Origin of the sequence: Sandarakinorhabdus rubra (genome assembly GCF_010994245.1) — a bacterium.
GTDB classification, from domain to species: domain Bacteria; phylum Pseudomonadota; class Alphaproteobacteria; order Sphingomonadales; family Sphingomonadaceae; genus Sandarakinorhabdus; species Sandarakinorhabdus rubra.
Genome location: NZ_WMHO01000160.1, coordinates 1 through 6147 on the forward strand (window position 1 = coordinate 1; position 6147 = coordinate 6147).

Consider the following 6147-nt stretch of genomic DNA (forward strand, 5'->3'; position numbering starts at 1 on the left):
CCGGCGTCGCAGCAGGCGGCGCTTGTGGGGCGGGGGGCAGGGGAGCGGGCGGGCGCTCGGGCTGGCCGGCACAGGCAGCGAGCAGCAGCAGGCCGGCAAACGAAAAATGGCGCAGCATGTCGGCGCCGCACCTAGTCTTCGGCTCAGCCGTGGTCGGGCGGCAGATCGGTGCTGTCGGCCTCGTTGTCGGTGGCGATCAGCACCCAGGCCGGGTCCGGATTGCCGGCGAGGCGGCTGAAGGTCCACAGGTCACGGCTTTCGGTCTCGCCGTCGGCGGTGGCGATGCGGGCGACGAAGCGCACGGTCACCTCCACCATCTGGCCCACCAGGGTGGCGCCATGGAGCGTGGCGCTGTCGATGGCGATCAGCCGGTTGGCCAGGGTCTTGCCGCCGCGGGCTTCGACCGCGCTGGCCAGATTGTCGATGATCTCGTCAGACACCAGGCCGGTGAGGCCGCCCACGTTGCCGGCCCAGAAGCCTTCCAGCACCATCTGGTAGACACTGCGGGCGCCAGACAGGAAGCGATCGGGCACGAAGCCGGCATCAGCATCGGCAATGGCTTCCAGCGCGCCGCGCAGGGCGCCGTCGGTGCCCGGCGGCAGCAGCAGTTCGCCGCGCACCGGCCGTTCGGCCTCGCGGCGCGGCGGTGCGGTCACTTCGGCGGGCGCCCGGAAACTGTCCCCGATCGGGCGTTCCTGCCCGGTGCGCTTGCCCAGCACGGACACCAGACGCAGACCGATAAACGCGGCCAGCATTGCCAGCAGCACGATCTCGATCCAGGCATTCCCGTCAGACATCCAGCATCCCCGGCCACCGCAGCGATGGCAAACTCAACCACTTCAGCGATCGCCCCGCCGGCAGGGAATCTGCCGCTGGCAACCAGTTTAGCCCCAACCGCCCACAACTTGGCCGGTCGGCACCCAGCATACAATAAGGGGAATCGCCCACACTGTCGCTGTTGATCTATAACAATCGGCGTTTGCCCGTGCATTTGCAAGGCTGTGCGGCATTTGCGGCCTGCCGGCGGCCCGTGCGCGGGCCGGTCTGGTGCGGGCGGCGGGACTCGAACCCGCACTTCCGTTGGGAAAGCGGATTTTAAGTCCGCTGCGTCTACCGGTTCCGCCACGCCCGCTGTGCCCGTCGCGCACCGGGTGGCGTCCGGTCCGCGTTCAGTCGTTCAACCGCTCGCGTAATTCCTTGCCCGGCTTGAAATAGGGCACGCGCTTGGCGTTCACATCGACGGCGGCGCCGGTGCGCGGGTTGCGCCCGGTGCGGGCTTCGCGGGCGCGGGTGGAAAAGGCACCGAAGCCACGCAGTTCCACGCGCCGGCCTTCGGCGAGCGCATCGCTGATCTCGTCAAAGACGGTGGCGACGATGCGCTCCACGTCCTTCAGGGTGAGGTGCGGATTCTGTTCGGCGATGCTCTGCACCAGTTCGGACCTGATCATCCTTGCCCATCCCCCAGTTTTGTTGCCGCCGGGCCGCCGGGCCGGCGCTTCCCCCTTTGAATTGCGAGCAATTCTATTGGAATGGCAGGGGCGGTCAAGCCGCGCCTGTCCAGATTCTGCAACCTGCATGTCATAATCTGGCGCCGACATGCCAAAACGCCCCGGCAGCGCGGTGCTGCCGGGGCGTTTCGATCGTGCCCGCGGTGGGCGGGCTCAGTTCTTGTCGGCGTCTTCGCGGGCCTTGTTGAAGGCGGCGCCAAGGATGTTGCCCAGCGTGGCACCCGAGTCGGAGGTGCCGTATTGTGCCACGGCTTCCTTCTCCTCGCTGATCTGCAGCGCCTTGATGGACAGCATCGGCTTGCGGCCCTTTTCAAAGCCCACCACCATGGCATCGACCTTCTGGCCAGGCTGGAACCGCTCGGCCTTCTGCTCGTCGCGGTCGCGGGAAAGATCGCCACGCTTGATGTAGACCACCGGGCCATCCTCGCCGATCTGGACATCGAGGCCGCCATCGCGCGCCGCCACCACGGTGGCCGTCACGATGTCGTTCTTCTTCCAGTCGCCGCCGCTGGTGTTGCGGGTGCCGGCCGTCACCGGGCCACCGGCTTCATCCAGCTGCTTGATGCCGAGGCTGATGCGCTCCTTCTCGATGTCCACTTCCAGCACGCGGGCCGAGACGCGCTCGCCCTTGTGGTGGCGCGACAGCGCGGTTTCGCCGGTCATGCCCCAGGCGATGTCGCTCATGTGCACCATGCCGTCGACATCGCCATCCAGCCCGATGAACAGGCCGAATTCGGTGGCGTTCTTGACTTCGCCTTCCACGATCGAGCCGACCGGGTGGGTTTCGGCGAACACTTCCCACGGGTTGCGCTGCGCCTGCTTGAGGCCCAGGCTGATGCGGCGCTTGTCTTCGTCCACCTCGAGCACGACCACTTCCACTTCCTGGCTGGTCGAGACGATCTTGCCGGGGTGGACGTTCTTCTTGACCCACGACATTTCGGAGACGTGGACGAGGCCCTCGATGCCGGCTTCCAGCTCGACGAAGGCGCCATACTCGGTGATGTTGGTGACGCGGCCCTTGTGGCGGGTGCCCACGGCATAGTTGGCGGCCGCCGTGGTCCACGGATCGGCTTCCAGCTGCTTCATGCCCAGGCTGATGCGCTGGGTGTCGCGGTTGATGCGCACGATCTGCACGCGCAGCACGTCGCCGATGTTCAGCACTTCGGACGGGTGGTTGACGCGCTTGTAGCTCATGTCGGTGACGTGCAGCAGGCCGTCGATGCCGCCCAGGTCCACGAAGGCGCCATAATCGGTGATGTTCTTCACCGTGCCGTCAACGATCTGGCCCTCGGCCAGGCTGTTGATCAGGCCGGAGCGGGCCTCGGCGCGCGATTCTTCCAGGATGGAGCGGCGCGACACCACGATGTTGCCGCGCTTGCGGTCCATCTTCAGGATCTGGAAGGGCTGCGGCAGGTTCATCAGCGGGGTGACATCGCGCACCGGGCGGATATCGACCTGGCTGCCCGGCAGGAAGGCGACAGCGCCGCCCAGATCGACGGTGAAGCCGCCCTTGACGCGGCCGAAGATCACGCCTTCGACGCGCTCACCGGCAGCAAACTTGGTTTCCAGCGCATCCCAGCTGGCTTCGCGGCGGGCGCGGTCGCGGCTCAGCATGGCCTCGCCCTGCGCATTCTCGACGCGATCGACGAACACTTCCACTTCCGAGCCGACGGCCAGATCCACCTTGCCGGTGAGATCGGCGAACTCGCGCAGCGGCACGCGGCCTTCGCTCTTCAGGCCGACATCGATGACGGCAAATTCATTTTCGAGCCGGGTCACGACACCGCGGACAACGCGGCCTTCAAAACCCTGGTCCTTGCCAAGCGTGGCATCAAGCAGCGCCGCAAAATCATCGCGGGTCGGCTGGGCAGACGTAGCCATATATCAGTTCAAACCTTCAACTGGGGCCGGCGCGGGCAAGGCGGGGCCGAACATCGACCCGATCCCACGAAACCCCTCGGCAAGGCACCATTGCCCGCCGTTCATCGCCGTCGCGGTGGCACCATGCCAGCCGCTCTTGGAAGTGCCGGAAAAAAACCAAAACGCCCGGGCAGGGCCAAGCCTGCCGGGCAACCTTTGCCAGTTACCGGCCGCGCTGTGCTCTCGACTTTTCCACAAGGTCGATCGCGGCAGCGACGGCTGCGGCTATATCGAGATTGCTGGTATCAAGCAAGGCAGCATCCGGCGCGCGCACCAGCGGCGCCGCCGAACGCCCGGAATCGCGGGCATCGCGCGCCGCGATATCGGCCATCACGTCGGCCAGCGTCTGGTCGCTGCCCCGGCCAGCCAGTTCGGCATGGCGGCGGGCGGCGCGCACCTCAGGTGCAGCCGTCACGAACAGCTTGGCGGCGGCATCGGGCGCGATCACCGTGCCGATGTCCCGCCCATCCAGCACCGCCCCGCCCGGCTGGCGCGCAAAGGCCTGCTGCGTCTCCAGCAAGGCCGCGCGCACCGCCGGGTGGCTGGAAACGATCGAGGCATAATCGCTGTTGAGGCTGCTCATCAGATCGGGGTCATCCAGCAGGCGCTGGTCGATGGACTTCGCCGCCCGCGCCGCGGCCTCGGCATCATAAGGATCGTGCCCGGCCAGCCGCACCGCCAGCCCGCAGGCGCGATACAATTTGCCGGTGTCCATGTGCGGCAGGCCGTAATGGCGGGCGAGGGCCTTGGCGATGGTGCCCTTGCCGGAAGCGGCCGGGCCATCGACGGCAATGACGAGGGGCGGGGCATTGGTCACCCGGCGGGCCTAGCGGCGCAGAAGAAGCAGGGCAAGTGTGCCTCCGGCGGGCAGGGACTCGTCCCTGCACCCGTTCGTTTTCAGTCGCTGTCCGGCAAGTGCCACACATGCTCGACGAACGTGGTGCCGCTGGGCCCGGCGATGGACTGGCTGGCCAGCCGGGTGCTGGCAGGCGCGATGGTCAAGAGTTCTTGCGGCATTCGAGTGCACTGTTACCGTAATCGGTGCGGACGCTCTCGCGGTTCAAGTACGGATGTCAATTTAGTCCACTGTCACCGTAATCTAAAACTTGATGAATGTTTTAAAAATCTTTATCATTGGGTAACTGAGAATTGCCATCATAAGAGCGAGGGCCAGGGGCATTACGAGGTGAAACAATAAATGAAACTTCGTTTCTGTGAACAAGGGTATACGTATGCCAAATAATACCAATGGAATCGCAGAGAAAATGATTACTACTGTAAAAACCCCAAAGTATCTGTACGCAGATAGATCAGCGCAGACATAAAATACGAAATAAAAAATCATAGCTAAATGAATAAATGCAATCATATTGATCAGGTCATAAGCTGAAACTATAAATAAGTTAGCGCTTGTTTTCATAGTCAAGTTCGTAATAAGAATAATAGCTAGCGCGCCTCCAACTAAAACGAAAAGGCCTTTTTGTCCAAGCCAGTTCCACATGTCACAAATGAGGGACATTCTTGATCTCCAGAACGCCGGGCTATTCTTATCGGCTGCGCAATGCTTTTCCATAAATTATTTAGAATTGCGGTGGATTGCGCCATTATGGGGATTGCGGTGACAGTGCACTTTATTCATCTCTGAATTTCGGTGCCCGCTTGGCGGGTTTTAGATCGTGTCCGAAGGTGGCCTTCATTCTGTGAATACTATAATCAATTTTGCACCTGCGCGAAGACGCAAAGCATAAGGCAACGCCAAGCCACACTCTGCGTCAAGCGAGGTGCCAGGATGAGCGTCGGGCGCCGCCCCGAACGCACGGGTCAAGGGGCCGCGCCCCTTGCCGCCGGAGGCCTTCTTCCTGCCCTTTCATCCGGCGCTGATTGCCATCCCCCTCAGATTGCGCCATGAATTCGGCTGGGTCAGGTCATTCGCGGGGGCGAAGGGGCATGGCTGACCGTTCGACATCTCCGATTCTGATCGTGTCCGGCACGCGGCCCGAGGCGGTGAAGCTGGCGCCGCTGGTGCTGGAATTGCGGGCGCGGGGCGCGGCGGTGCGGCTGGTGGCGACGGGGCAGCATCGGGAAATGTTTGGCGAGGCGCTGGCTGGGTTCGGGCTGGTGGCCGATGATGATCTTGGGGTGATGGAGGCCACGCCGGAGGCGCAGGTGGCGGCGCTGCTGCCGCGCCTCGTTGATCTGATCCGGCACCAGCCGCCGGCCTGCGTGGTGGTGCAGGGGGACACCAGCTCGACGCTCGCCGGGGCGCTGGCCGCCCGCTATGCCGGGGTGCCGCTCGCCCATGTCGAGGCGGGCTTGCGGACCGGCAGCCTCGATCCCCACCCGGAGGAGATGCACCGCCGGCTGATCGCCCAGCTCGCCGATTGGCATTTCGCGCCCACGCCCGCGGCGGCGGCGGCACTGGCGGCGGAAGGCATAAGGGAGGGCGTGCATGTCACCGGCAACACCGGCATCGATGCGCTGCTGCTGATGGCGGCGCGGCTGGACGCCGATGGCCGCCTGGCCGATGCCGCCGTGGCGCCGTTCGCGCAGGTGCCGCGGACGCGCCCCTGGCTGCTCGCCACCATCCACCGCCGAGAGAACCGCGGCCGGCAGCTGGCCGGCGTTCTGGCGGCGCTGGCCGAACTGGCCGGCGAGGCGGAGGTTCTGCTGCCGGTCCACCCCAGCCCGGCCATCTCCGGGCCCGTGCTGGCGCGGCTCG

General features: G+C 64.9%; 5 protein-coding genes and 1 tRNA gene. 1 reads left to right on the forward strand and 5 read right to left on the reverse strand.

The window, feature by feature from the left end; all coding sequences use genetic code 11:
• Positions 1 to 143: 143 nt before the first annotated feature.
• The 5 genes from GJV64_RS10310 to cmk form a co-directional block, all read right to left on the reverse strand.
• Complete coding sequence (locus GJV64_RS10310) at positions 144 to 797, reverse strand: Tim44/TimA family putative adaptor protein (RefSeq protein ID WP_164157151.1); 654 nt, start codon at positions 795 to 797, stop codon at positions 144 to 146.
• Positions 798 to 1045: 248 nt separating this feature from the next.
• Positions 1046 to 1132, reverse strand: a tRNA-Leu gene (locus GJV64_RS10315).
• A gap of 37 nt (positions 1133 to 1169) precedes the next feature.
• Positions 1170 to 1448, reverse strand: a complete 279-nt coding sequence (locus GJV64_RS10320) for an integration host factor subunit beta (protein WP_164157152.1) — start codon at positions 1446 to 1448, stop codon at positions 1170 to 1172.
• Between the two features lie 213 nt (positions 1449 to 1661).
• Complete coding sequence (gene rpsA, locus GJV64_RS10325; protein ID WP_164157153.1) at positions 1662 to 3389, reverse strand: 30S ribosomal protein S1; 1728 nt, start codon at positions 3387 to 3389, stop codon at positions 1662 to 1664.
• Between the two features lie 202 nt (positions 3390 to 3591).
• Complete coding sequence (gene cmk / locus GJV64_RS10330) at positions 3592 to 4245, reverse strand: (d)CMP kinase (RefSeq protein WP_164157154.1); 654 nt, start codon at positions 4243 to 4245, stop codon at positions 3592 to 3594.
• Positions 4246 to 5375: 1130 nt separating this feature from the next.
• Here cmk and GJV64_RS10335 point away from each other — a divergent pair.
• A partial coding sequence (locus GJV64_RS10335; protein WP_164157155.1) for a UDP-N-acetylglucosamine 2-epimerase occupies positions 5376 to 6147 on the forward strand: 772 nt, incomplete at its 3' end.